At 35.1% G+C, this 24,727-nt stretch carries 27 protein-coding genes and 1 other annotated feature; of the genes, 17 read left to right on the top strand and 10 right to left on the bottom strand.

What is annotated here, in order from left to right; genetic code table 11:
* Positions 1 to 383 precede the first annotated feature (383 nt).
* Positions 384 to 659 carry a DUF1433 domain-containing protein gene (locus tag HNQ35_RS11170; RefSeq protein ID WP_170226697.1) on the bottom strand — a complete coding sequence of 92 codons (276 nt, stop codon included), beginning with the start codon at positions 657 to 659 and terminating at the stop codon, positions 384 to 386.
* 106 nt (positions 660 to 765) lie between these two features.
* Here HNQ35_RS11170 and HNQ35_RS11165 point away from each other — a divergent pair, with 106 nt between their 5' ends.
* The 3 genes from HNQ35_RS11165 to HNQ35_RS11155 all read left to right on the top strand — a co-directional run bounded on the left by HNQ35_RS11165 (position 766) and on the right by HNQ35_RS11155 (position 1,733).
* The gene (locus tag HNQ35_RS11165; RefSeq protein WP_170226699.1) at positions 766 to 915 is read left to right on the top strand and encodes a hypothetical protein; all 150 of its coding nucleotides are present in this window, start codon (positions 766 to 768) and stop codon (positions 913 to 915) included.
* Positions 896 to 1,354 (top strand): lipase family protein, encoded by a 459-nt coding sequence (locus tag HNQ35_RS11160; RefSeq protein ID WP_146938258.1) that lies wholly within the window; start codon positions 896 to 898, stop codon positions 1,352 to 1,354. The genes HNQ35_RS11165 and HNQ35_RS11160 overlap by 20 nt, the downstream gene beginning before the upstream one ends.
* 211 nt (positions 1,355 to 1,565) lie before the next feature.
* Positions 1,566 to 1,733 carry a hypothetical protein gene (locus tag HNQ35_RS11155; protein WP_170226701.1) on the top strand — a complete coding sequence of 56 codons (168 nt, stop codon included), beginning with the start codon at positions 1,566 to 1,568 and terminating at the stop codon, positions 1,731 to 1,733.
* 57 nt (positions 1,734 to 1,790) lie between these two features.
* On the opposite strand, the gene HNQ35_RS11150 is transcribed toward HNQ35_RS11155, so the two are convergent.
* The 3 genes from HNQ35_RS11150 to HNQ35_RS11140 all read right to left on the bottom strand — a co-directional run bounded on the left by HNQ35_RS11150 (position 1,791) and on the right by HNQ35_RS11140 (position 5,646).
* Positions 1,791 to 3,239: an amidase gene (locus tag HNQ35_RS11150; protein ID WP_246118096.1), complete on the bottom strand. Its 1,449-nt coding sequence runs from the start codon at positions 3,237 to 3,239 to the stop codon at positions 1,791 to 1,793.
* A gap of 343 nt (positions 3,240 to 3,582) precedes the next feature.
* Complete coding sequence (locus HNQ35_RS11145) at positions 3,583 to 4,275, bottom strand: ABC transporter ATP-binding protein (protein WP_146938259.1); 693 nt, start codon at positions 4,273 to 4,275, stop codon at positions 3,583 to 3,585.
* A 246-nt stretch (positions 4,276 to 4,521) separates the two neighbouring features.
* Positions 4,522 to 5,646, bottom strand: coding sequence for an NAD(P)/FAD-dependent oxidoreductase (locus tag HNQ35_RS11140; RefSeq protein ID WP_146938260.1), 1,125 nt, complete (start codon positions 5,644 to 5,646; stop codon positions 4,522 to 4,524).
* A gap of 178 nt (positions 5,647 to 5,824) precedes the next feature.
* Here HNQ35_RS11140 and HNQ35_RS11135 point away from each other — a divergent pair, with 178 nt between their 5' ends.
* Positions 5,825 to 6,754, top strand: coding sequence for a manganese-dependent inorganic pyrophosphatase (locus tag HNQ35_RS11135; RefSeq protein WP_146938261.1), 930 nt, complete (start codon positions 5,825 to 5,827; stop codon positions 6,752 to 6,754).
* A 123-nt stretch (positions 6,755 to 6,877) separates the two neighbouring features.
* Here the strand turns inward: HNQ35_RS11135 and menC are convergent, their stop codons facing one another.
* Positions 6,878 to 7,990 (bottom strand): o-succinylbenzoate synthase, encoded by a 1,113-nt coding sequence (gene menC / locus HNQ35_RS11130; RefSeq protein ID WP_146938262.1) that lies wholly within the window; start codon positions 7,988 to 7,990, stop codon positions 6,878 to 6,880.
* Between the two features lie 301 nt (positions 7,991 to 8,291).
* Positions 8,292 to 10,019 (bottom strand): SulP family inorganic anion transporter, encoded by a 1,728-nt coding sequence (locus HNQ35_RS11125; protein WP_146938263.1) that lies wholly within the window; start codon positions 10,017 to 10,019, stop codon positions 8,292 to 8,294.
* A gap of 796 nt (positions 10,020 to 10,815) precedes the next feature.
* Here HNQ35_RS11125 and mscL point away from each other — a divergent pair.
* Positions 10,816 to 11,187 carry a large conductance mechanosensitive channel protein MscL gene (gene mscL, locus HNQ35_RS11120; protein WP_146938265.1) on the top strand — a complete coding sequence of 124 codons (372 nt, stop codon included), beginning with the start codon at positions 10,816 to 10,818 and terminating at the stop codon, positions 11,185 to 11,187.
* 92 nt (positions 11,188 to 11,279) lie between these two features.
* Here the strand turns inward: mscL and yidC are convergent, their stop codons facing one another.
* Both yidC and HNQ35_RS11110 read right to left on the bottom strand, forming a co-directional pair.
* Positions 11,280 to 12,098, bottom strand: a complete 819-nt coding sequence (yidC, locus tag HNQ35_RS11115) for a membrane protein insertase YidC (RefSeq protein ID WP_146938266.1) — start codon at positions 12,096 to 12,098, stop codon at positions 11,280 to 11,282.
* Positions 12,038 to 12,412, bottom strand: a complete 375-nt coding sequence (locus tag HNQ35_RS11110) for a hypothetical protein (protein WP_170226702.1) — start codon at positions 12,410 to 12,412, stop codon at positions 12,038 to 12,040. Before HNQ35_RS11110 ends, yidC begins: the two co-directional genes overlap by 61 nt.
* Positions 12,413 to 12,605: 193 nt before the next feature.
* On the opposite strand from HNQ35_RS11110, the gene HNQ35_RS11105 reads away from it, so the two are divergent.
* From HNQ35_RS11105 to HNQ35_RS11090, 4 genes are all read left to right on the top strand, one after another.
* Positions 12,606 to 13,580 carry an ABC transporter ATP-binding protein gene (locus HNQ35_RS11105; protein WP_146938267.1) on the top strand — a complete coding sequence of 325 codons (975 nt, stop codon included), beginning with the start codon at positions 12,606 to 12,608 and terminating at the stop codon, positions 13,578 to 13,580.
* Complete coding sequence (locus tag HNQ35_RS11100; RefSeq protein ID WP_146938268.1) at positions 13,568 to 14,341, top strand: ABC transporter permease; 774 nt, start codon at positions 13,568 to 13,570, stop codon at positions 14,339 to 14,341. Before HNQ35_RS11105 ends, HNQ35_RS11100 begins: the two co-directional genes overlap by 13 nt.
* An 85-nt stretch (positions 14,342 to 14,426) precedes the next feature.
* Complete coding sequence (locus tag HNQ35_RS11095; protein ID WP_146938269.1) at positions 14,427 to 14,825, top strand: spore coat protein; 399 nt, start codon at positions 14,427 to 14,429, stop codon at positions 14,823 to 14,825.
* A gap of 79 nt (positions 14,826 to 14,904) precedes the next feature.
* Entirely contained in the window at positions 14,905 to 15,459 is a 555-nt protein-coding gene (locus HNQ35_RS11090) for an SLOG family protein (protein ID WP_146938270.1), read from the top strand.
* A 92-nt stretch (positions 15,460 to 15,551) separates the two neighbouring features.
* Here HNQ35_RS11090 and HNQ35_RS11085 read toward each other — a convergent pair whose 3' ends face one another.
* On the bottom strand, positions 15,552 to 15,836 hold the full coding sequence (locus tag HNQ35_RS11085; RefSeq protein WP_146938271.1) for a hypothetical protein: 285 nt from the start codon (positions 15,834 to 15,836) through the stop codon (positions 15,552 to 15,554).
* Between the two features lie 179 nt (positions 15,837 to 16,015).
* Positions 16,016 to 16,209: a binding site (T-box leader), on the top strand.
* 50 nt (positions 16,210 to 16,259) lie between these two features.
* Here HNQ35_RS11085 and argS point away from each other — a divergent pair.
* The 8 genes from argS (at position 16,260) to HNQ35_RS11045 (ending at position 23,037) form a co-directional block, all read left to right on the top strand.
* Entirely contained in the window at positions 16,260 to 17,951 is a 1,692-nt protein-coding gene (gene argS / locus HNQ35_RS11080) for an arginine--tRNA ligase (protein ID WP_146938272.1), read from the top strand.
* Between the two features lie 72 nt (positions 17,952 to 18,023).
* Entirely contained in the window at positions 18,024 to 18,545 is a 522-nt protein-coding gene (locus HNQ35_RS11075) for a GNAT family N-acetyltransferase (RefSeq protein WP_146938273.1), read from the top strand.
* A gap of 45 nt (positions 18,546 to 18,590) precedes the next feature.
* Entirely contained in the window at positions 18,591 to 19,016 is a 426-nt protein-coding gene (locus tag HNQ35_RS11070) for an NUDIX hydrolase (RefSeq protein WP_146938274.1), read from the top strand.
* Position 19,017: 1 nt separating this feature from the next.
* Positions 19,018 to 19,485 (top strand): NUDIX hydrolase, encoded by a 468-nt coding sequence (locus tag HNQ35_RS11065; protein ID WP_146938275.1) that lies wholly within the window; start codon positions 19,018 to 19,020, stop codon positions 19,483 to 19,485.
* Between the two features lie 56 nt (positions 19,486 to 19,541).
* Positions 19,542 to 20,162 carry an SIMPL domain-containing protein gene (locus HNQ35_RS11060; RefSeq protein ID WP_146938276.1) on the top strand — a complete coding sequence of 207 codons (621 nt, stop codon included), beginning with the start codon at positions 19,542 to 19,544 and terminating at the stop codon, positions 20,160 to 20,162.
* Between the two features lie 145 nt (positions 20,163 to 20,307).
* Positions 20,308 to 20,631, top strand: coding sequence for a hypothetical protein (locus HNQ35_RS11055; protein ID WP_146938277.1), 324 nt, complete (start codon positions 20,308 to 20,310; stop codon positions 20,629 to 20,631).
* Between the two features lie 230 nt (positions 20,632 to 20,861).
* Positions 20,862 to 21,782 carry a peptidase U32 family protein gene (locus HNQ35_RS11050; protein WP_146938278.1) on the top strand — a complete coding sequence of 307 codons (921 nt, stop codon included), beginning with the start codon at positions 20,862 to 20,864 and terminating at the stop codon, positions 21,780 to 21,782.
* Between the two features lie 22 nt (positions 21,783 to 21,804).
* Complete coding sequence (locus HNQ35_RS11045) at positions 21,805 to 23,037, top strand: peptidase U32 family protein (RefSeq protein WP_218026196.1); 1,233 nt, start codon at positions 21,805 to 21,807, stop codon at positions 23,035 to 23,037.
* Between the two features lie 273 nt (positions 23,038 to 23,310).
* On the opposite strand, the gene HNQ35_RS11040 is transcribed toward HNQ35_RS11045, so the two are convergent.
* Positions 23,311 to 24,669 carry a sodium-dependent transporter gene (locus HNQ35_RS11040; RefSeq protein WP_146938280.1) on the bottom strand — a complete coding sequence of 453 codons (1,359 nt, stop codon included), beginning with the start codon at positions 24,667 to 24,669 and terminating at the stop codon, positions 23,311 to 23,313.
* Between the last annotated feature and the right edge of the window lie 58 nt (positions 24,670 to 24,727).

Raw genomic sequence — 24,727 nt, 5'->3', positions numbered from 1 at the left:
GGTTTTCGTCGACTTTAATTCTACAGGGAAACTCACTTGTTTTCTATTTTTTAGATAAAAAATAGTGTGAGTGAATTTTGACACATTCGTTAAATAAATGATTCATTTAACGAATGTGTTTTTTCCTTCACCAACACTATTTATTGTAGAGCCATTATACCCGTTTAAACGTCTCTTTTTGTGTTTAATAACAGTATAATGTACGGACAATAGTCGTATGCCTATAGTCGCCCGCTTTCCATCAATTATAAACGGAGAGGTATTTGTATAGTTTCGTCATCATATGTTTGTTGATTCATAAAACATCCTGATAAAAGTAGGGACATTACAATTGCTATTCCCATTGCGGATTTATACATACGTTCTCACACACCCGAATCACGTTAATAATCACAAGTTTTATCTTTACATTCATCTTTTTCCTCGGGGAATCCGTGCCCTCTCCCTAAACTGCCTACTCGAAAATTATTATCCATGCTAACTGAAAATTTAGCTGTTCCGTTAATTTTCCCTGTAACAAGGAATCCCCCCATCGGTGAAGTAAAGTCTTTATCATCGAACTCGACCGATTGTATATCTTTATAATTGTTTTTTAAGTAGCTTTCCGCTGTTTCCATCGCTTTTTGTATTGTTTCATCATCATATGTTTGTTGATTCATAAAACATCCTCCTAGAAGTAAAATAAATGGTATAATGAGTATAGATTTTATTTTCAAAAAATTCACCTCCATGGTATAATTATACAAAGAAAGTAGGTGTGAGTCCATGAAAATTAATAATAATGTGAGTATCGTTGATTATGAAGCAGCACAAATTGCAAAACAAGCATACGAAAGAGGATTACCAAAATTAAAAGTACGTACCATAGACGGAAGTAAAGTCACTTGGAATATCATTGAAACGATTTCACGATAAGGACACTGGATTACATGGGTATGTTATAGCACATCCGGAATCAAATGACATTGTAATTGCGTTTGAAGGAACGAATATGAATGAAGGCTTCGATCAAAAAGCAAAAGATATTAGAGAAGATATAGAAGGAATTATTTTCGGCGATTCCAATTATCCGATAAAAGAAGTTCCAAAAAATTATAATGGTAGTCCAGCACAAGATGCTTCTCTCGTGGCAGGAAATGCAAAAATAAAAAATGGTAAGTATATTGAGTTAACAAAGAAAAATCAATTTACCGAAGCTGATCCAATTGTAAAAAAGTATGTTAAAAAATATGGCAGCGAAAATATTACAGTAGTCGGTCACTCCTTAGGTGGTGCTTTGGCTGAATTTTTTGCTGTAAAATATAATTTAAATGCCTTTTATAAAACAGCAATTAATCACATATTTAGAACATAGTTATACGTTGCATTATGTAAAAGAGGAAAATATTGATATTATTAGAAGGCTAATTGATTATTTTGATGGTGAAGCAAGGAATGCTCTATATCGAAGAGGATTAGACAACCTAGAAAAATTAGATATAGTAAACAATGATTATCAACAAATTATTAATACAACTGAAACTTTTTTTGACCGTAGATGAAAGTGAAATGGGGAGATGATTCATATGTTCGATTTTTATTCATTTTTTATTCCTGCAATGATTGGTGTTATCGTATGTGGTGTCGTAGCTATATCTATCATCGTCCGTCTCATCCTTCAACCAAGAAAAAACCTCATGAATAGAATCGATACCCTTGAAAAAGAAGTTAAAGAATTAAAAGAAAGTAAATAAATCTGTTATAATCTAGGCGATTCATAAAGAAAAACTCGCCGTCTTTGGCGAGTGGTACTAATCATATTTTTGGCAACGTACATAGCCACGATTTAAATCTTCAAGCCATTCACCTAATTGAAATAAGGCATCTTCATTTCCGTTTTTACTTATAAGCTGAACAGCCATTGGCATATGTTGTTTATCATTTTCAATCGGAATGATTAATGCTGGCAAGCCCCATACATTTGCATAAGCAACATATGGCATATATTTTAAAAATGTTTTGCGAATAGAGAATATCTCTTTATATAAATGTCCATGTCTGAGTGCGCTCGTATGATAAAGAGGGAAAATCAATATTTTATCATCTAAATAGTTGTTAAGTAGTTCATCACCTCTTCGTATTATGTCATTTAATTCCTTTATACGCTTCTGAGATGGTTTGAATAGTTTTGCACCAATTAATGCCCATGATAAATAACGATGTATGTTGGATTTTCGTGTGAGCAATTCTTTTATATATTCCCGTGTTTCTCTTCTTTTTTTCTGATTAAAGGTGATTTGAGCGATGCTTTCACCTGCATCAACAGACATCATTTCTTGCCATAATAAAGCCGACTGTTCAAAAAAAGGCGGAACTTCCCTTAATATTTCGAATTCATTTTCCACCTGTTTCTGAACTCTTGTTAACATTGCTTCTGTTTCGTCGGACATTGGATAGTTCATTCGTGGTAAAAAGGTTATTGTAAAGTTTGTTAAATTTCGTCTAGATGCAGGTTGTTTTGCAATTAAGTTATAAATTATTTTCGCATCTTGGACAGACTTTGTGATCGGACCGATACCAAGCATTCTTTCTTGTAACGGAATTTCAGCTTTTGGAAAACTTCCGTCTTGTGATACTTGGTGATGACCAGACTTAAATCCAATAACCCCATTAAAATGACTAGGGAAACGAATCGATCCACCAATATCTGAACCAATACCTGCTGCAGCACCACCTACAGCTATTAATGCCGCCTCACCACCACTTGAGCCGCCTGCTGTCTTCGTTAAATCCCATGGGTTATTAGTTCTTCCATATAATTTATTATCTGTTTCTTGACAGAAGCAGAGAGCTGATGTATTTGTTTTTCCTAAAATAATGGCACCTTCGGATTTTAAACGCGCTACAACTTCCGCATCCTTATCACGTACAGCATTTTTTAAATGAATAAGCCCACCTGTTGTTTTCATGCCTGTGATATCAAATGATTCCTTCATACTTATCGGAACACCGAGTAACTTTTTATGTTTCATCCTGTTTTGTTTTATTGTTGTATCAATAATCTTGGCTTCTTTTAATGCTTCATCAAACCGATTTTCGACGAGACAATTTATTTTGCTATTTACTTTTTTTAAATGTGTGATATATGTTTCAGTTGCGTAAAGCGAAGTGATTTCTCGGTTGGCTATTTTACTTGCAAGTGTTGTGGCATCCATAAATAAAATATCTTTCGTATCAACAGTTTGTTCCCCTTTAATCATTTATATCCTTCCTCTCATATTCCCCCTATATTTGTCATATGCCAAAGGATACCTTTTAAATTTAAGAAAAATACATTTTTCATTTTATAAGTTTGATAACCTATGAAATAGATTAATTATATTACGATTACTCTTGCGTTTTTAGTTAGTATTGCTAAATTCTTATCTCCATTGGCTACTTCTATTTACTTACATACTCAGATAGATGTATAAAATCACTGACCGATTGTTGACTGAACCTTATATAACCGATATAGTGCTTCGTATGTTAAATGATGAAAAGACATGTCTAACTGATTAACAATGGAAAATTGGGATTCAACTATATGAATCCCAATAAAGTTTAAAGAGCAACTCCTTCTTTATCTTCTAGTATGATGCCATCTTGCATGGAAATGATACGATTTGCCTTATGTGCAAGTGTTGAATCATGTGTGACATAAAGGACACTACATCCTTCTTCTTCATTTAATTGTTTAAGTAATGAAAAAATTTTATCACCTGTTTCAGTGTCAAGATTTCCTGTTGGTTCATCGGCTAATAGCCAACTTGGTTTATGAACAATCGCTCTTGCTATAGCAACGCGCTGTTGCTGTCCACCTGATAATTGTGATGGTAAAGCGTTTAACTTATTTATTAAGCCTACTTGCTCTAAAACCTCTTTAGCGCGTTTTTGTTTAGAATAGTTTACTTTGCGACCAAACAATGGTGTTAAGACATTTTCTAATGCAGTGAGTGTGGGGAGTAAGTGAAATTGCTGAAAGATGAAACCAATTTTTTCAAAACGAAAGTCTGCTATTTTTCTTTTGCTTTGTTTCATGATGTCTTTGTCATCATAAAGAATCTGTCCTTCTGAAGGTTTATCTAATGTACCAATTAAACTAAGAAGTGTTGATTTTCCAGAACCGGAAGGGCCAATAATTGATGTGAATTCTCCTTTTTTAAAAGATAAATGTATATTTTTTACAGCATGTGTCGTGACACCATCACCAATATAAGTCTTAGAAATATTGGTGCATATTATTTCTTTTACCATTTATTTCCTCCTTATCTAAAAGTAGAATATTCAATAAATTATAATTGATTATATATGAATATGTTGGAACTGACAAGGCATTTTTATACAATGAGTAAATACCGAGATATGTATGAATCATATCTCGGTATTTACTAAACCATTTCTTTTAATAACCAAAAACTTAAAATGAGTGCTAAGATGATCGTAATAATGATAAATAATATGACTGATTTCCCGTTCAATATGATCACTCTTTCAATAAGTTTATTCGTTTATTATTGCTTTACGAATGTCGTAATGTTTTAGGTCAATTTCTAATGGTTGTTCAAGAGCCAATTTAGCTAATTGTAAGCCCAAGTATGGCCCTGTCGTTAATCCAGATGCTCCTAATCCATTGGCTGCAATTAATCCTTTATAACCAGGTATTTGCCCAATAACAGGTAAATACTCGGGTGTATATGGGCGAAATCCAACTCTTGTTCCAATAATCGTTCCATTACCAAGGCCAGGTGCAAATTTTAATGCCGTAAATAGAACCCGATGCATCCCTTCAGCTGTGATGCGGTGGTCAAATCCGACTTCTTTCTTTTCATGTGTTGCCCCGATAATAACACGATCATCAAAAGGAACGATGGACTGATTACTAGGTGGCATAATTACAGGCCAAGCACTCGTATCTATATCTGGTATATGTAATTGGATGAGTTGTCCTTTCTGTGGTGAACTTGAGAAGGCGATGCCGATTGGTGCAAGTAATTCCTTCATCCAAGCACCGTTTGTTGCGATAACAGTATCTGCTTTTATGTTGGACTTCGATAGTCTAACACCGGTTACTGTTTGACGTTCAACAATTAATGAGGCTGAATCTTGGATGTATTTAACTCCGTTCTTAATTGCTCCGTTAATTAACGCTTTTCGTAGCTTACTTCCATCAACTCGAGCAGCCCCACTAACATACACAGCTCCTAAGCCTTCAGCAATAGGTGGGAATAATTTTCTCGTTTCTTTTGGAGATAAAATTGTAATGTCACCTATCTCTGGAGCATCTATGCGACGTTTCAAAGCAATATCTTTCATTTCTTGCAATGTTTCCTTTTTGGCTCGAACACTTAAAGCACCGACTTTTTTATAACCTGTTTCTTTTTCACCGGCTTCTTCTAACTCTTTAATCATGTTTGGATAAATTTTAGCGCCATTTTTTGCAAGATGGTACCATGCTTTATTTCGCCGTTTTGATAGCCATGGGCAAATAATACCTGTAGCAGCATCAGTTGCTTGTCCAGGTTCATTACGATCAATTAAGGTCACATCTGTATTTGTTTTTGATAAATGGTATGCTGTGGATGCGCCTAAAATTCCAGCGCCAATGATAATAATTTTCTTTTTCATAATAAAAAATCCTTTTTATTATATTGTAACATCGGCATGTTTCGGTTTCTACACATACATCTTCTTTTGCTTTATTTTGAACAATTGAAGCGGGTATGATAAAATTTTCGTTATAGTCGATTACATAAAAATGGATGATACAATCTATTTAAAATAAAGAGAGAAGGAGATCTTAAATATGGAAAAAGTACTTGTCATTGGCCATCGTAATCCAGATACGGATTCGATTTGTTCAGCACTGGCATATGCACATTTAAAAAAAGAGCTCGGTGTTAATGCTGAAGCAGTGCGTCTTGGAGAAGTGAATAAAGAAACAGCTTACGCACTTGATTACTTTAATTTAGAAACACCTCGTTTCATTGAAAAAGTAGACGAAGACGTTAAAGAAGTTATTCTCGTTGACCATAATGAATTCCAACAAAGTGTATCGAATATTAGTGACGTTCGCATCGCTGAAGTCATTGACCATCATCGTGTTGCTAATTTTGAAACGAAAGACCCACTCTATTTTCGTGTTGAACCAGTAGGCTGTACGGCAACAATTTTAAATAAAATGTATAAGGAACATCAGGTTGAGATTCCTAAACATATTGCAGGACTTATGGTATCAGCTATTATTTCTGACTCATTATTATTTAAATCACCGACATGCACAGATGAAGACATTAAAGCAGCAAAGGAATTAGCAAAAATCGCTGAAGTAGATTTAGATGTTTATGGTTTAGAAATGTTAAAAGCAGGTACTGATTTAAAAGATAAATCAATGGACGAGCTTTTAGCCAATGATGCGAAGACATTTGATATGAACGGCCATAAAGTTGAAATTAACCAAATTAATGCTGTTGATTTAGAAGAAGTTTATGAAAAACAAGCAGAATTTGAAAAGGCTATTAAAACACATGTCGACAAAAACAATTTATCTTTGTATCTGCTCGTTGTGACTGATATTTTAAACAGTAATTCAGATGTGCTTGCAATAGGTACAGAAAGTAAAAAGGTAGAACAAGCATTTCATGTGACGCTCACTAATAACCGTGCCTTATTAAAAGGCGTTGTCTCACGTAAAAAGCAAATCGTTCCGAATTTAACAGATGCTTTTAATGGCTGAAATGAAAGGTGTCAAATAAAAAAGCGGAAAAATGAACGTCATGTTCAGTTTTTCCGCTTTCTATTTTATTTGATACTTTATTAATTCTTTATAATCTCTTATCGTTTTTTATTCTCTATTTATTTAAAAATCAATTATTTGTTTTGAAACTGTAAATTGCCTTAAAGCTTCCCAATCTATTGCGTAACCTATACCAGCACCAGTTGGAACTTTGATCTTTCCATCCTTTACGACAACTTCGGGTGTAATAATATCTGTTTCCCAATAATGACTTGAACCTGCTGTATCACCTGGTAATGAAAAGTTAGTCAGTGATGCTAAGGCGACGTTATGTGCTCGTCCAACACCTGCTTCTAACATCCCACCACACCAAACAGGTATGTGATGCTTTTGACAATAGTCATGAATTTTAATACTCTCTGTTAACCCTCCGACACGACCGCTTTTAATATTAATTACTTTACAGCTGCCGAGTTTTATCGCTAGTTTAACATCATTTAGGGAATGAATACTTTCGTCAAGACAAATCGGCGTAGATATTGTGTCTTGTAGCTTAGCATGCTCAATAAAATCATCTTGTTGGAGCGGTTGTTCAATCATCATTAGATCAAAATCATCGAGTTGTTTTAAAATCGGTAAATCATCTAATGTATATGCGGAATTTGCATCAACCATAATTGGTATATTTGGAAAATGCCTCCTGACATGACGAAGGAGTTGAACATCATGACCTGGTTTTATTTTCAATTTAATCCTTTTATACCCATCTTCCAAGGCGCGTTCAATTTTATTGAGAAGATCTATCATAGTTGGTTGAATTCCAATACTCATACCAACATCAATAAATGTTTTTTCTCCACCTAATGCTTGTTGAAGAGAGATATTTTCTCGTTTCGCATAAAGGTCCCAAATAGCCCCTTCAAGCGCTGCTTTTGCCATATGATTACGCCTAATTGGATTCAATATTTCCACTAGTTCTCTAGGGTGTGTGATGTGATTTTTTTTTAATAAAGGAATTAAAAAATCAGTTAGCATATGTATGGTCGTTTTTACTGTTTCTTCTGTGTACCATGGTGCATCAAAAGCAACTGATTCCCCATACCCACAATATCCATCTTCATCAATCACTTCAATAATAAAAAAGTCTTTATCTTGTGTTGTGCCGAAACTCGTTACAAATGGATGTTTCAATCGCATATTTAACCGATGTAAAATAATTTTATCAATCGATAGCATGTTATTTTACTCCTTTATTTGGCGTGATAAAGATTAGTATACCAGACGTGGCTTACAAATGTTTTAATAAAAAAGGAGGTTAGAACGAAATAAAGCAAATAGATCGTTACAAAGTAGATCATGCTCTTTTTTAAGACATCTACTTTAACATCGGAAAAAGGACGATGGCACATAAATAGAAAAACGATAAAACACGCTATATTTCTAAAAGTAAAAGTGCATGAAAGCAAATGGACAAATCTTGATTTCATGCACTTCTATATTTTGACTAGTTTATGCTCCAGTCTCTAAAAACTACATTTTAAGCATGATCTTTTTGTAATTGGCTACTATCTTGGAAAACTTGGCATGTATTTTTACCAGACTTCGCACAAAGTGAGCAACGCTTAGGATTAATGCGCTTAAGTGCATAGTCAACTGCTTCATGCGATTCTTTAAAGAAATGATCCGGCCCAATTTCGTTATATAACCCTGTTGCTTTCATCATGGCCATGACATCTTCGGTTACCTCTGTGATGAGTAACGTGCCATTAAATCTTTTTTTAAAATCTGTAACTAAAGAAGCTAAGTTTGCTGCACCAGTGGCATCTAAAATAGGAACATGTTTCATTTTCAAGATGAGTACTGAAGGACGACGTGTAATACTACCAATCACTGATTCAAATCGGTCAGCTGCCCCAAAGAATAATGGTCCAGCTATGTTGTAAAATGAAATTTCCTGACACTTTGTTCCATAATCCATACCATTTTGCTCTTTATTATTTTTGGCAAGAGAAGGAATGACTCTTTCTACTTCAAATACTTCACTCATTCGTTTTAAAAATGAAATGATTGCTAGACCTAATCCTATTGGAACAGCTACGGTTAAGTTTACAAAGACAGTGAGTAAAAACGTTGTAATAAGCACGAGTGAGTCACTCGTCTTTAGTTTTAACATATGAATGAATGATTTATGTTCACTCATATTATAAGCAACAACCATAAGAATTGGTGCCATAGCTGCAAGAGGTATACTGCCAGCATATGGTGCAAATAGAATAACGGTCAATAATACGAATAGACCTTGAAATATACCAGACATGGGACTGAAGCCACCAGCATTAATATTTGTTGCTGTGCGGGCAATAGCACCTGTTGCGGGAATGCCACCAAATAGTGGAGTCACAACATTGGCAATTCCTTGACCGACTAATTCACGATTAGAGTTATGGCGCTTTCCTGTCATGCCATCAGCTACAACAGCAGATAGCAATGATTCAATTCCACCAAGCATGGCAATGACGAAAGCAGGTTGCCATAAGACTTTAATTTTTTCCCATGATATTTCTGGAAAATGGATACTAGGTAATGACTGTGGTATCCCACCAAATGCACTTCCTATCGTAGCTACTTTATTAGGGTAAAATAAAACAGCAATAACAGTTGGTACAATAAGAGCAACTAGTAGAACAGGTAGACGTGGAAATAGTCTCGGAATAAATATGATTATAAGTAGACCGATGACTGCCGTGAACACGCTATAAATATTTGTTTCAGGCAAATGTTTAAAAATTTGAATCATATTTTCATGGAAATATTTCTGCTTTTCCAAACTCTCTAAACCAAGAAAGTTCCCAATCTGCCCACTGAAAATAATGACTGCTATACCAGCTGTAAAGCCAATTGTAACAGACCGTGGAATGTACTTTATAAGTCCTCCTAATTTAAAAATCCCCATTAAAATAAGCATGATTCCTGCTAAAAATCCAGCAATTAGTAAATTGTCATATCCATGTTCTAGAACAATTGCTAGTAGAATAGGGATGAATGCTCCAGTTGGTCCAGCGATTTGATATCTCGAACCACCAAACAGAGCAACTATAATCCCAGCGATAATTGTTGTGTACAGACCGTACTCGGGTTTAACGCCTGAAGCAATAGCAAAAGCCATCCCAAGTGGTATGGCAACAATTCCTACCGTTATTCCAGCAATGAGATCTTGCTTTAATTTTTGGGGATTCAATCCTGTAAATCGTTCATCACTGAACAATCTTCCTGATCACTCCTATGATATTTATTTAGACAAAATAATAATGAGGATATCATCCTCATTAACGAATAGTAAAATAACTAAAAAAAATAAAACGAAAGCAATATTTTAACATTGTATATATTGTACCAGATATTGTATAAAAATGCATGACAGATGTTTATTAAAAGATTATAGTAGATTAAACACTATTTATGATAGTGCGTTTTGTTATTCGTTTATATGTTAAGCTATCAATGAATAGTCTCGCGTTGAGAAAAGTATTTGAGAGTATATATTGTGGCTATCAATGAATAGTCTCGCGTTGAGAAAAGTATTTGAGAGTATATATTGTGGCTATCAATGAATAGTCTCGCGTTGAGAAAAGCATTTGAGAGTATATATTGTGGCTATCAATGTGAAGTCTCGTGTTGTGAAATATATTTGAGAATTTACAATAAGAACTCAATACATTGTTGTGCCAATTATATTCTTTCGAATGATTAAAATCAAAGAAGATATTGAGTCTTAAAAAATTGACAACGTGTAATCTCTTATTTCATAATACCTATAGGTGTTATGGAGGGATTAAATTGGAACTCTATCAAATGATTATTATTCTAGCATTAGTTTTTTTATTAATTGAGAAATTAAGCCCAAGTTCAGAATGTAATTGCAGTAAAGATAAAGAAATATAGAGTGAAAAAAGTACTAATATATTGAAAAGTATCAATAAAAATGGGTTTTTGACTTGTCCTCAATAGATAAAATATAGTAACATAGGCTAAGCCTATTCTATTGAAAGGGGACAAACTATATGTGGAAAGACTTTAAAGAATTCGCTATGCAAGGTAATGTACTAGATTTAGCAATCGGGGTTATTATTGGGGCAGCATTTGGTAATATCGTATCATCACTTGTCGATCATGTCATTATGCCATTTATTGGTATTCTATTAAATGGTGTTGATTTCTCAGGCTTAGCTTTAACAGTAGGTGGCGCTGAGTTGAAATATGGAATGTTCATTCAAAGTGTACTAGATTTTCTTATCATCGCTTTTTCCATCTTCCTCTTCGTGAGACTGATCATGAAGTTTAAGAAGAAAGAAGAAGAAAAAGAACCCGAAGTTGATAAACAAGAGCAATTGTTAACCGAAATCCGTGATCTATTAAAAGAACAACAAAACTAGTACCCTAATAAGATGAATAGACCGCATGAAATCGGATTTAGAATTCTCGATTTCATGCGGTTTTGTTTTTTTATGATTTGTAACCAAATTATTTAGTGTCCAATGGATGTTTCCGCCTCGTTTTTATGTTGCAGAAAAATGCGTTTAAAAATCAAGGTCTGTATAATGATAAATAGACCTCCGACCGCCCAATACAAAGGTAAGGCAGCAGGGGCATTCAATGAAATAACTCCAATCATAATTGGTGATAAAATCCCCATAATGGCGAACTGTTTACGTTGTTGTTCATCAAGTCCGATTAACGACACCCTCGATTGAATAAAATATATGGTTACAGCAATAGCCGTTAATAATATATCTGTTTGACCTAGATCAAACCATAAAAAAGATTGTGCGGCAATTTCTGGTGTTCTACGGATTGCATAGTAAAAAGCAATCAACACAGGTGTTTGGATTAGTAATGGCAAACATCCAGAGACGTAAGATAAAGGATTGAAATTATGTTTTTGATATATCTCCATCATATCTTGTTGCATTTGCATCTGATCTTCACGCGTTTGTTTATCTTTATATTTTTCTTTTAACGCGTCTAACTCCGGTTTTATGACTTTCATTTTATCCTGCATTAATAAATTACTTTTTGTCTGTTTCAGCATTGTCGGCAAGAGGATTAACCGAATCGTTAATGTAATAACAATAATCGATAAACCATAACTTCCATTTAGCCAAGTTGCCAGTTGTTTAATTAACAATGAAAAAGGATAAACGAAATAATGGTTAAACCATCCCGTTGTTTGTGCATCAATCGGTGTGTCTATATGGCCTGAACAACCACTTATAAGCAATGTCATTAACAAAACAAAAATAACGAACGTATATTTTTTGCACGATGTGAATACAGATTGCTCCATAATAGTCCTCCTCGTTTTGTCTTATATGGATAAAACGAGGGGATATAGTCACCAGCATCGTCATCTTCAGGGCCTTCAAGACGCTTCACTGTTCTCTGAGCATGGTTGACCATCCTTTTTCCGATAGATCCATTCAATGAGAGGGGCCTTTTATTTGTAATAAAGTTTCTTTCAACATTTAAATGCTGTTGTTTAAACTTTTCTGTCTGCTGATATAGAAAGTTAAATGTTGTGAAAGAAGACACAATCACCATAAGAAAAATAGAATAAAGGCTCATCTCGAAAATGAACTCACTAATCAAATCAAGAATCATCTGTATTCATCTCCTGTCAGATGTTAAATATATTTTATCATAATACGATACAAAACGAATCTAAACTTTAGCCACCCTTTTCAAAAAAATCAGCCCTTAGTCTGATAGTAAATACATCCGCCGAGCGTCGTGTTTGTTTTTTGAAATTGTTAAAGTATAGATAATAATTTGAAATAACAGAGGTGGAAGGAATATGGAACCGATTATTGAAGTTAAAAATCTCCATAAGTCTTATAAAAAAAGGCGCTCTAAAGAGTACATTCAAGCTGTCAATGATGTGTCTTTTGTCGTGAAGAAGGGGGAAATCCTAGGATTGTTAGGCCCGAATGGCGCTGGAAAAACAACAACGATTAAAATGATTTGTGGATTACTCATACCAGACTCTGGTTCAATCAAAATCAATGGAAGGGATAATCGGAAGCACCGCTTGCAATCGCTTGAACATATTAGTGCTGTCTTAGAAGGAAACCGTAATTTATATTGGCGGTTAACAGTCCGTGAGAATTTGGAATATTTTGCTGGGAATCGAGGCGAATCACGTAAAGAAATCCGCTCACGTGTGGAACGCTTACTAACTGACTTCAATTTAAAGAGTAAGGAAAATGAGCTTGTTAACCGTCTATCAAGAGGGATGCAACAAAAACTTGCGATTGCTGTTGCCATGCTCGCTGAGAGTGAAGTAATTTTATTAGATGAGCCGACATTAGGATTAGATATTGAAACAAGTTATGAAGTGAGAGAGATTTTAAAGGATATCGTTGAAGACTATGGGCGTACGATTATCATTAGTTCACATGATATGGATGTCATTCAAGAAATATGTGATCGAACGGTTATTATTAACCAAGGAAAAGTCGTCACAGATGACTCAATCGATAACTTGCTCCGTCTATTTGAAGTGCGAGCTTATACGGTTACATTAGGAGAACATTTAACTAGAAAGCAGCTTGAATTACTTCAGGAACGTTTTCCACAAGCAACATATACAGAAGACGTCATCCAATCGTCCATTGCGATTGATTTTTATCAAAGTGAAGCGATTTATGATTTATTTGATATTCTTAAAATAGAAAATACACCGGTTGAAACAATTGACCGCGATACAATCAATTTTGAGCAAGTCTTTATGAAAATTGTTAATGGTGGTGAAAACAAATGCGCTGGCTAAATCTATTTAAAGCAAATCTAAGAAAAGAGTATATTGAAATAAAACGTTATTTACCAAATACATTGGCGATGATTTTTACGTTCTATTTTATTTTTATTGGATTATTTGCAGGTATACAGTTTATCGGTGACCCTAACAGTGCGGATACAAATACGCAATATTTAATTGTGAATTATGTGTTTTGGTTCTTAGGCATGATGGTGATTCAGTCTGTTGGTTGGCAAATAACGAATGAAGCGATGCGTGGAACATTAGAACAATTATACATGTCACCAATGGGTGTATGGCGTATTTTAGCAACAAGATTAACGTCGACCGTTATTTTAGATTTAACGCTTCTTATTGTATTACTATTTCTAACGATGTTAACAACCGGACAATGGCTACACATAAACGTGGTGACGATTGCACCTATCTTAATATTAACGATTATGGGTATGATGGGCATCGGATTTATGATTGCTGGTTTATCGATTATTTGGAAACAAGTGAGTGCTTTTTTGCAAATTCTCCAATTTATTATCGCGGCTTTGACTTTTATTTCAATTAAGCAAGCTCCGTTTCTCGTTTACTTTCCATTTGTAAAAGGAATTGATCTCGTTAGACAGGTGATGATTAATGGAGCCACACTTAGTGATATAACGATGATGGATTATTCAATTCTTATTATTAACGCAGTTGTCTATTTCGTGTTAGGAGTATTCATTTACCTAGGGTGTGAACGCTTGGCGATGAAAAAAGGGTTATTGGCTCATTATTAATGTAAAAAAATAGGTTACTGTCTTATACAATCCCTACACATCTGTCATAGAGTAATAGTGATATATCACAAGAAAGGGGATTTATATGGGCCGATTTCAACGTAGACCACGTCGACGCGGATGTGGATGTCCAAATCAAATTGTCTATCCGACAAAATATGACACAGTTCACAATTGCTTTGAAACTGAAGTAGATCATATTCATCCATCCCATACAACTGTAATGAATCATCATCTAATAAAAAATAAACATATTTACCCTCATTCAACTTCTGTTCAAAACACGTATGATAGTGTAAATATGTATGGTGGTTCCTTTGAGGTACCAAATCCAGGACCAGGATTTGTAGCGGGAGCAATGTCTCCAGGCGGATCAGGGGCTGTAGCAGGTGCAATGTATCCAGGAGGACCGGGTATGGGACAAATGGGTGGAATGGGTGCAGGGTATGGCCATTGTTATTCACCTTGCAAAAAAAGAAGATAAATTAAAAAACTGGCTTTAGGGCCAGTTTTTTAATTTTTAAAGCGAAATAGTATAATAGAAGGGGATGGAGGTATAATTGATGAAAGTCTTAGCTGTAACAGGATATAAGCCAATGGAATTAAATATTTTTAAACATGATGATGAGCGAATTCAATTTATTAAATACGCTCTAAAAAAACGACTCGTCCAATACATAGAAGAAGGATTAGAATGGGTCCTTATTTCTGGACAAATGGGAGTTGAGCTTTGGACAGGTGAAGTTGTATTAGATTTAAAAGACATATATTCTATTCAATTAGCCGTTATCCCTCCATTTGAAAATATGGACCAGCGCTGGCCTGAACCACAACAATTCGCCTATCAACAATTAATCATCGAGGCAGATTTTTATAAACCATTGTATAAAGGAGAATATAAAGGTCCATATCAATTTCGTGCTATGAATCAGTGGCTTATTGAAAAAAGTGATGGTTGCCTTTTTCTAGTAGATGAGGACTATCCAGGAAGTAATCGCTTTTTATTAGATGTGGCTAAATCAAAAGACCATTACCCTATTTTGACACTAACACCAGCAGATTTAGAAGATGCTGTCTTAGAATGGCAAATGAGTGACCCGAGATATTGGGATTCATAAATGGGTGGGATGGAACTTGTAGAAGTGATCCGGGGCTATAAGAAGTAGTGATGAGGTCGCATTGACGATTCAACACGACCTCATCTTATGCATCACTTTTTAGATAAATAATGTTTTTTTAAGCTAGACATATTATCTGCAATAGCTGAAACAATAAATGTGGCTGCTGAACTAGCGAAGAGGGCAAAAGCATAGATGTCCATACCAAATAGATCGACTTTCATAAATATAGATAAGCCAATTAAAATGATTCCTAAAAAAGCCCCAGTAAGTGGAATGATGATATGTAAGTTTGAGTTCCTTTTTTTGAAAAATATATTTATACTTAATAATACAATGAATAAAACCGATGTGACTAAAAAGAATTTTAACATCATCATATTAACTCCTTACGATGAAATATATTTCATCATATCATAGTTCAACATCTTATGCGACATCATTAAAAGTACCAGTCTAAATTATATTTGTCCACCATCATTACAAAAAATGCGCATTAACAATGACAGAGATTGACGAATCTCCTAGATATCGTTATAATAATGAAAATTTCATCATTGATTCGCTGAGGAAGAGAGTAGTGATGCCTATAGTATAAAGCGAGGTAGGGATGGTGTGAGCCTACTAACTATCCATCATGAAACGCACTTCTGAGAAGCTTGGTTAAGCCGGTTTATTTCCGTTATCTAATCTTAAAGTTGGTTCAATCGAACAATGAGAGTGGTACCGCGGGAATTTCTCGTCTCTAATTCATATTAGGGGCGTTTTTTTATTGCAAATAATCATTTGGAGGGGTTCATATGGATATGAAAAACATATATGCACAGTCGTTATATAAGGAATTAGGTGCTTTTTTATCACTATCAGAACTTGAAAAATTAATTGAAACACCAACGTATGACACTCATGGCGACCTTGCTTTTCCGTGTTTTGTTTTGGCAAAGCAATTTAAAAAGTCACCTGCTCTTATCGCAAGTGAATTGAGCGCAACAATTAACCATCCATTGATTGAAAGAGTCAAAGCAGATGGACCTTATCTCAACGCATTCTTTAACAAAAAATCTATTAGTGAACAAGTGTTGAAGCATATTTTAACAGACCAACAACAATACGGTTCAACACATATTGGAAAAGGTAAAACAATGACGATTGATTTTTCATCACCAAATATCGCCAAACCATTTTCAATGGGGCACTTACGCTCAACTGTTATCGGTCAAACTCTAAGTTTAATCGCTGAAAAATGTGGTTTTGATGTCGTAAAAATTAACCATATAGGTGATTGGGGGACACAGTTTGGAAAGTTAATAGTTGCTTATAAAAAGTGGGGAGATAAAGCTCGTGTTAGAGCACAACCGATTATGGAGCTTTTCGAATTATATGTCCGTTTTCATCAAGAAGCAGAACGACATCCCGAACTCGAACAAGAAGCTCGAGACGCGTTTAAACAATTAGAAGACGGTGATGAAGCATCTATACAGTTATGGACATGGTTCCGTGATGCATCATTACAAGAGTTTAAGCGGATTTATGACTTATTAGGGGTGAGTTTTGATTCCTATCACGGTGAAGCGTTTTATAATGATAAAATGGCAGACACCATTCAAGAATTAGACAATAAAAACTTACTCACCGAGTCAGACGGAGCAGAAGTTGTTGAATTAACAAATGAAGAGTTGCCACCATGTCTCATCAAAAAATCAGACGGTGCCACCCTATACGCAACAAGAGATATAACAGCCGCGCGTTATCGAAAAAAGACGTACGATTTTGATAAAATGGTTTATGTTGTTGGGCATGAACAACGCTTGCATTTTCAACAAGTATTCGCCGTGTTAAATAAAATGGGATACGACTGGGCGCGGAATATGGTACATGTTCCATTTGGCTTTATCTTAAAAGATGGCAAGAAAATGTCCACTCGAAAAGGAAAAGTCGTCCTCTTAGAAGAAGTACTAAAAGAAGCGATACAACTAGCGAAGAAAAATATTGAAACGAAAAATCCTAATTTAGCAAATAAAGACGATGTAGCACATGCAGTTGGAGTCGGGGCGGTTATTTTCCATGACTTAAAACATGAACGCAATCATAATATTGAATTCGATTTAGAAGATATGCTCACCTTTGAAGGTTCGACAGGGCCATATGTCCAATATACACATGCACGTGCTTGCTCTATCTTAAGAAAAGCGAAAAGAGACATAGACATAGAATCATTTTCTGGTTTAACCGATTCCTACAGTTTTACCGTTATTAAAAAGATGCTCGATTTTCCTCATGCTGTGACACGTGCTTTGAAAGATTATGAAGCATCACATATTGCGAAACTATTACTTGAACTTGCGCGCGCATTTAATCAATATTATAGTCAAGTGAAAATATTACAACATGATTCGGAATTGAATGATCGGCTGGCACTCGTTCAATCAGTGACAATCGTGTTACGTGAAGGAATGCGTTTATTAGGAATGAAAGCACCAGAAGAAATGTAAAACGATCTGTTCTATTGGTAGAATGTATATTAGATATATAGTTATTTCAGATCATTAGAGAGGGTGAATAAAATGAAGTATCGACTGGCGACTAACGAAGACATTCCACAGCTTGCTAAAGTACATGTAGACAGTTGGCGAACAACGTATGACGGGATTGTGCCGCAATCGTTCCTATATGAAACACTTACGTATGATTCGCTAGAAAAAAGATGGGAAATGATATTAGCTCATCATCAAGCGATTGTAGTAGAAAATACAGAAAAATCTGTAGTTGGCTTTGCATCAGGTGGCATCGAACGAAGTGGAAAATATGATTATGAAGGCGAATTGTATGCTATCTATTTGCTTAAAGCATATCAAGGAAAAGGCATCGGTAAGAAGCTCGTACAAATGATAGCTGAACAATTATTTAGAGAACAGATGCATTCAATGCTCGTTTGGGTATTAAAAGATAATGACTCAAAGTATTTCTATGAATCGCTCGGTGGAAAATATGTTGATACGGAAATCATTAATATTGGTGGTAAAAAACTAACTGAAATTGCCTATGGTTGGGATTCTATACAACCGTTGTTACCCGTTAAAGAATGAGATAGTACATGTTATGTGGAAAAACAATATAAAGGGGATCTGCCAATGAAGACATGGTTTGGTGCAGCTGCAGTTTGTATCAATGAAAATTTTGAAATTTTAATGGTTAAACAAGGGCTACCTGATGAAGAGAAAAAATGGACCATACCAAGTGGCGGGAAGGAACCGGATGAAACATTTGCATCATGTTGTTTAAGAGAACTATATGAAGAAACAGGCTACGAAGGTGTTGTTGAACGTCTTCTATATATTAAGACTGATGTCATACAAGACAATCAAGTTGAAGTTCATTATTACGAAGTGACGATTACAGGTGGGGAAAAAAACATTCAAGACCCGGATCAACTCATTTATGAAATCGATTGGAAATCAGCAAGAGAGATTCAACATATAAAGCTTAGCTTTCCTAAAGATCGAGCATTTTTACTAGATTATATTGAACAGAAAAGGAAGACAACAGAAGGGATGTAGTATGTTACCTTATACAATTTGTTTTATTAAAAGAAAAAACGATATTTTATTATTAAATCGCAATCACTCTCCTAATTTAGGATTATGGAACGGTGTCGGTGGAAAATTAGAAAATGATGAAACAAGAGATGCCTGTGTTTTAAGAGAAGTAAAGGAGGAGACAGGCATTATCCTATCAGAAATGAATTATAAAGGACAGATTACTTGGAATGTCGATGATTCATATACTGGAGGCATGTATGTATATATGGCAACAGTACCCGATACATTTGAGTATGATACACCACTTGCGACACGAGAAGGTATTCTTGAATGGAAAAATATTGATTGGATTTTATCCGAGAATAATCGTGGTGTTGTGAGTAACATCAAATACTTCTTACCTGATATGTTAAAAGATAACAAGATTCGTAACTATCATTTTATCTATAAAAATAATACAATCGTTTCATATCATGGCGAAGAATAGGCATAACTCCCATCTTTTCTGATTATATTTGTATCATATGAAAGGATGGGATCATCATGTCTTTAAAAAATCAAACGAAAGAGAGTATGACCGTTTTCGGAACGGGAAGCATATCTGCGATGCCTGATGTCTTAACGATTCGCTTAGATGTTGTGACAGAACATTTGGATTTAACAATTGCTCAACAATTTAATGCCGAAAAAATATCAAGAGTCCTTCAAGCGATAACAGAGCGTGGTATTCCAAGAGAAAATATCCGAACAGTAGAATATACGATTCAACCAAAATACGACTATCAAAATGGTGAACAACTATTTACTGGGTATGAAGTGACACATGGCCTATTAATCGAAATAAGAGATATTAATGAAGCAGGAAAAATCATCGATTCTGCTGTTCAACTAGGTGTTAATCGAGTTGGAAACATTCAATTACAAATAAAAAATCCTCAACCAATTTACCTACAAGCACTTGCACTTGCAATGCGTGATGCAGAAAAAAAAGCCCAAACAATCGCTCAAACACTACACTTAACTTTAAATCCTAAGCCAATCTCCATTACAGAAATCACACCCCAACAAGCGCAACCATTTTTAGCATTAAATAAAACCTCTACCCAGATTGAATCCGGACAAATAATTATACAAGCGACAGTGCAGCTCGTTTACACTTTTTGATAATGAACATAACAATTCATACACATTAATCAATTGTCAATTATGAACAATAGATGAATAAAATGTGTCTAATTTTTGACAAAATGATAAAATCTTGTTTTAATAGGGATAGAATACAGAATAATGTGGGGGAGGGGCTCAATAGATGTCAATTTTATCATCAATTATTGTTGGTTCTGTATTTGCTTATTTCATTATGTTCGTGTTATATGTGTTTAGTGAGAAAACAAAGGGGTTAAAAAATAGTCGTTTTATTTTATCGTTTTTAGCTTGGGTATTTAGTGTTGTTTCATTTTATCAAGCGGGTGTGTTGGCAGATCGACATGGAACAATTGGCCAATTTACATTTGGTGAAGCATTTCTAAGCTTAATGTCACTTGTCTTACTTGGAAGCGTATTGTTCTTTCCGAATAATCATTATAAGTCAGAACAACAGTCGCTTAAAGTAGCAACCGCCCAAAATGAATAATAAAGAGAAGATATCCTTTTTGGTAGTGCGGTCATTGCCAAAAGGGATATTTTTGTGTGAATAATGCCTTTCACAACTGATTTTATAGTCTTTTAAGCGAAGGTGGTTAACGCTGATTTTGAAAAAAATTTGTCATCTTGTATAGAATGTCATAAAATTTTCATATGAAAAGATAAATAGTATGATACCATTATTAATATATTTGTTTTCTTTCTAGAGGAGGATTGTGAATGATTGAACTAATAGCGACGGCCGAATCAATAGATCAAGCAGAGCAATTGCTTGAGGCTGGAGTTGATAAGTTATACATAGGTGAAGAAGCATTTGGCTTACGATTACCAGAAAGTTTTACATTAGATGAGATTGCTCACATTACGGATAAAGCACATGCTAAAGGAAAAGAAATTTGTGTTGCCGTTAATGCCATTATGCATAATGATCGAATAAAAACAGTTATACCTTATTTGAAGGAACTTGAAAAGATTAAAGTGGATGAGATCACAGTAGGAGATCCCGGTGTGATCCATTTAATAAATAAAAATGAGATTAACATCCCTTATATTTATGATGCGCAAACAATGGTCACAAGTGCAAATCAAATAAACTTTTGGGTTAAACGTGGAGCTAAGGGTGCTGTATTAGCGCGAGAATTACCATATGAAGAATTAAAAGAAATGCGTAAACAAGTCACTGTCCCACTTGAGATTTTAGTTTATGGTGCAACTTGTATACATCAATCTTTGCGACCGCTTGTGCAAAACTACGTTAACTTTACAAAACAAAATACAAAAACAGACAAAGACGCAGGATTATTTGTATCGGAAAAGAAAGATCCGGAAACTCATTATTCAGTCTATGAAGATATAAATGGAACTCATATTTTCGCGACAGACGATGTGAATCTCTTACCATTTCTTGACCAATTAGTTGAGACGGGTTTAACTACGTGGAAATTAGACGGTATTTTTACAAAAGGAGAATCATTCGTCGAAATTGCAAAGTTATTTGTTCGAGCTAAAGAAGCATTTATTAATAAAGAATGGTCAAATGACCTGATGAAATCATTACAAGAAAAATTGGAATCACTACATCCTGAGGAACGATCAATGTCGGCAGGATTTTATACGATGGACCCATCAGATGTAAAATAAAAAGAAAATGGAGGAAAAGACGTTGCGTACAATTACTAAAAAGCCAGAAGTACTTGCACCAGCAGGAACACTTGAAAAATTAAAAACAGCGATTCGGTATGGTGCAGATGCTGTTTATATTGGTGGAAATGAATTTAGCTTACGCCGCCGTGCAGGAAATTTCACAATCGATGAAATGAAAGAAGGCATTGCCTTTGCAAAAGCACATGATGCGAAAGTGTATGTCGCCGCAAATATGGTAACACATGAACATGATGCAAAAGGAGCGGGAGAATTTTTCCGTTCAGTAAGAGATATAGGAATTGATGCAGTCATTGTTTCAGATCCAGCATTAATTGAAATATGTGCAACAGAAGCAGAAGGACTACCGATTCATTTATCAACGCAAGCATCGGCGACAAACTATGAAACACTAAATTTCTGGAAAGAAGAAGGACTGGAACGTGTCGTATTAGCGCGTGAAGTAAGTATGGATGAAATAAGAGAAATACGTGAAAATACAGATGTAGAATTAGAAGTTTTTATACATGGAGCGATGTGTATTTCTTATTCTGGTCGTTGTGTCCTATCTAATCACATGTCCATGCGAGATGCTAACCGTGGTGGTTGCTCACAATCATGTCGCTGGAAATATGATTTATTTGAAGTGGACAGCTCAAATCAACGCCAGTCATTGCTTGGTGGCGAACCGACTGAGGACTTTTCTATGAGTGCAGTTGATATGTCAATGATTCACCATATTCCTGATTTGGTGGAAGCAGGAGTAGATAGTCTAAAAATCGAAGGGCGAATGAAATCAATTCATTATGTATCGACTGTATCGAATGTCTATCGACAAGCGATTGATACGTACTGTAAAGATCCGGACAATTATGAATTCAACCCTGCATGGGAAGAAGAATTATGGAAAGTCGCACAACGTGAACTTGCGACAGGATTTTATTATGGCATACCAGATGAAAGCCAACAACTTTTTGGTAAGCGTCGTAAAATTCCAGTGCACCGCTTCATCGGACAAGTTTTAGATTATGATGAAGAAACGGGTATCGCCACTATTGAACAGCGCAACAATTTTGGCATAGGCGATGAAATTGAATTTTATGGACCTGGATTTACTCATCTATATCAAAAGGTTGAACAAATGTGGGATGAAAAGGGAGAACCGATTGATCGAGCACCACATCCGATGATGATTGTTAAAATGAAAGTCGATGCGCCAGTTAAAAAATACGATATGATGCGTAAAAAACGATAAAAAAAGAGCAGTCCAGTTAGGACGCTCTTTTTTAACATTTCATATAAATTGCAAGGAGACAAGTAAGAGTCAAATCATTTAGTCGTATTTAGCGATGTCATTAGATTAATCTTTCAATGTTAAGTAACTCTCGTCTAATTGATGAGTGTATCTATCATGGCATTCTCCAATGTGAAGTAATCTCTCGTTAGATTGTCAACTTCCCTCTCATCATTGCTTTTATTCAACAGTGGCTATTATAAGAGACTATCTATCTTCCTGACCTTGTTTTAATCATGAAGTCAACCCTGTAATTAATATGGTTAATATGACACACGGAACGATAAAATAAATAATTGGCTTCCATATCGGTGTGATTTTTAATGTTGTTGCACCTGTATTAATATCCATTTGAAAACGATCGAATGTCCAATAGAAAATGACATAAAGTGAAATGAACAGACCACTTGTTGTAAGAAGAATATTTCCAGATACATAATCAATCAATTCAAAAATACTCATGCCGAAAAATTTCATGGCTGCCCAAGGACCATGAGATAAAATCGATGGGATAGCCAGAAGAACGATGAAACCGAGCCAAAGCCAAACACTTGTTTTTCTACCTATCTTCAATAATTCAGATGCATTAGCTGATATCGTTTCAATTAATCCAACAGCTGTCGTAATAGCTGCAATCACAACTAAAAAGAAGAACAAAAATCCAAAAATCATGCCACCTGGCATTTGATTAAGCAAATTTGGAATGGTAATAAACAATAAACCAGGTCCTGAATCAGGTGCAATATGGAAAGCAAACAAAGCTGGAAAAATGACAAGACCAGATAAAAAAGCAACACATGTATCAAAAGAAATGACCCAAATACTTCCCTTTACTAAATCAGATTTATGAGGATGTAAATAACTACCATACGTAAAAGCACCTGCTAATCCAATACCAACGGAGAAGAATGCTTGTCCTAACGCTTCTAAAAAAGTTTGCCCATTGATAGCTGAAAAGTCTGGCTTCAAATACCAAGAGACCCCTTTCATGGCACCCGGTAAAGAGAGTGAATAAGCTGAAAGGATAATCAACATGAACAGTAGGAGTGGCATACTAATCTTTACAAACTTTTCAATGCCATTTCTTACACCCCTTGAAACGATGAGCCCGATAAGTATGACAGGTATTAAAGTGTAACCAAATACCGCTAATGGATTAGATGTTAATTGTTCGTAATGAAGTGCAATTTGTTCAACAGTCATACCTGAAAATCCACCAGCGATCACCTTAATCAAGTATGCAAAAATCCAACCCATAATCATTAAATAGTAAGACATGATGAGAGAAGCGGCTAAAATGCCAATCCAACCGATGAGTACCCAAGGACTTCCACGTCTCGTTAATTTTCTTAGCCCAGTTATTATACCTGACTGAGCTTTTCTACCGAGTCCCGCTTCGGCTAAAAATATTGGTAACCCAATGAGTGCGATAATAATAAGATAAATAAACAGAAACGCACCTCCACCATTGTGACCAGCTACATAGGAGAAACGCCAAATATTACCTAAACCAATAGAAAAACCGGCTGTCGCCATAATAAAACCAAAGTTACTACCCCAACTTTCACGCTTTTTCTTTTTTTGTTTGTACATGATACTTCCTCCCATGTTGAAAAATTAAATCAATCCTATTATCCATTTAGAAATTATA

The sequence above is a fragment of the Cerasibacillus quisquiliarum genome, assembly GCF_014202495.1.
Lineage (GTDB): Bacteria > Bacillota > Bacilli > Bacillales > Amphibacillaceae > Cerasibacillus > Cerasibacillus quisquiliarum.
Note: the sequence above shows the minus strand (reverse complement) of the source record. Positions and strands in the feature narration are given on the sequence as shown.